This window comes from Clostridium aromativorans, assembly GCF_020908015.1.
GTDB classification, from domain to species: Bacteria; Bacillota; Clostridia; order Clostridiales; family Clostridiaceae; genus Clostridium_B; species Clostridium_B aromativorans.
In genome coordinates this window covers 1-1,878 of sequence record NZ_JAJJPB010000065.1, presented here as the reverse complement: position 1 = coordinate 1,878, position 1,878 = coordinate 1, and the positions used below count along the sequence as shown (strand labels likewise).

At 50.9% G+C, this 1,878-nt stretch carries 1 rRNA gene; it reads left to right on the top strand.

The window, feature by feature from the left end:
• Positions 1-292: 292 nt before the first annotated feature.
• A 16S ribosomal RNA gene (locus tag LN736_RS18790) occupies positions 293-1,802 on the top strand.
• Positions 1,803-1,878 lie beyond the last annotated feature (76 nt).

The following is a 1,878-nucleotide window of genomic DNA, read 5'->3' as shown; positions in this document are numbered from 1 at the left end:
GTAAGTAATATGCTTGAAATTGACAGTAACGAGTACAGCAAGGAAAAGGCCGAATGAGGAGCAGAGTTTACTTAGGTAAATGAGCACCGGAATGAAGCATTTGACGAAGCTGGACGAAGTTAATGGCAATTTCCAACAAAGGCAGTAAGTCTAAAATTGTTAGTGACGAGCAAGACAAGGAAAAATGCGAAGGAGGAACAGAGTTTACTTGAGTAAATGAGTACCGCAGTGAGTATTTTGACGCAGTATTGCGAAGTTAATAACAATTTTCAACAGAGTCAAAGACAACTTTTAAATTAAGAGTTTGATCCTGGCTCAGGACGAACGCTGGCGGCGTGCCTAACACATGCAAGTCGGGCGAAGAAGCTCCTTCGGGAGAATCTTAGCGGCGGACGGGTGAGTAACACGTGGGTAACCTGCCTCAAAGAGGGGGATAGCCTCCCGAAAGGGAGATTAATACCGCATGACAAATATAATCCGCATGGATTATATTTTAAAGGAGAAATCCGCTTTGAGATGGACCCGCGGCGCATTAGCTAGTTGGCAGGGTAACGGCCTACCAAGGCGACGATGCGTAGCCGACCTGAGAGGGTGAACGGCCACATTGGAACTGAGAGACGGTCCAGACTCCTACGGGAGGCAGCAGTGGGGAATATTGCACAATGGGCGAAAGCCTGATGCAGCAACGCCGCGTGAGTGAAGAAGGTTTTCGGATTGTAAAGCTCTGTCATCTGGGACGATAATGACGGTACCAGATGAGGAAGCCACGGCTAACTACGTGCCAGCAGCCGCGGTAATACGTAGGTGGCAAGCGTTGTCCGGAATTACTGGGCGTAAAGGGTGCGCAGGCGGACATTTAAGTGAGATGTGAAATACCCGGGCTTAACCCGGGCAGTGCATTTCAAACTGGGTGTCTGGAGTGCAGGAGAGGAGAACGGAATTCCTAGTGTAGCGGTGAAATGCGTAGAGATTAGGAAGAACACCAGTGGCGAAGGCGGTTCTCTGGACTGTAACTGACGCTGAGGCACGAAAGCGTGGGTAGCAAACAGGATTAGATACCCTGGTAGTCCACGCCGTAAACGATGAGTACTAGGTGTAGGAGGTATCGACCCCTTCTGTGCCGCAGTAAACACAATAAGTACTCCGCCTGGGAAGTACGATCGCAAGATTAAAACTCAAAGGAATTGACGGGGGCCCGCACAAGCAGCGGAGCATGTGGTTTAATTCGAAGCAACGCGAAGAACCTTACCTGGACTTGACATCCCCTGCATATCTCAGAGATGAGAGAAGCCCTTCGGGGCAGGGAGACAGGTGGTGCATGGTTGTCGTCAGCTCGTGTCGTGAGATGTTAGGTTAAGTCCTGCAACGAGCGCAACCCCTGTTGTTAGTTGCTAACAGTAAGATGAGCACTCTAACGAGACTGCCGCGGTTAACGCGGAGGAAGGTGGGGATGACGTCAAATCATCATGCCCCTTATGTCCAGGGCAACACACGTGCTACAATGGGCAGAACAGAGAGAAGCAAGGCCGCGAGGTGGAGCGAACCTCAAAAACTGTTCCCAGTTCGGATTGCAGGCTGAAACCCGCCTGCATGAAGCTGGAGTTGCTAGTAATCGCGAATCAGCATGTCGCGGTGAATACGTTCCCGGGCCTTGTACACACCGCCCGTCACACCATGAGAGCCGGCAACACCCGAAGTCCGTAGTCTAACGAAAGAGGACGCGGCCGAAGGTGGGGTTGGTGATTGGGGTGAAGTCGTAACAAGGTAGCCGTAGGAGAACCTGCGGCTGGATCACCTCCTTTCTAGGGAGTCGAAAGGGAGCCTGAGAAAGGCTTTCTTAAAAGGTTTGTCTTATGTAAGTATCCGTTTATTCTGTTT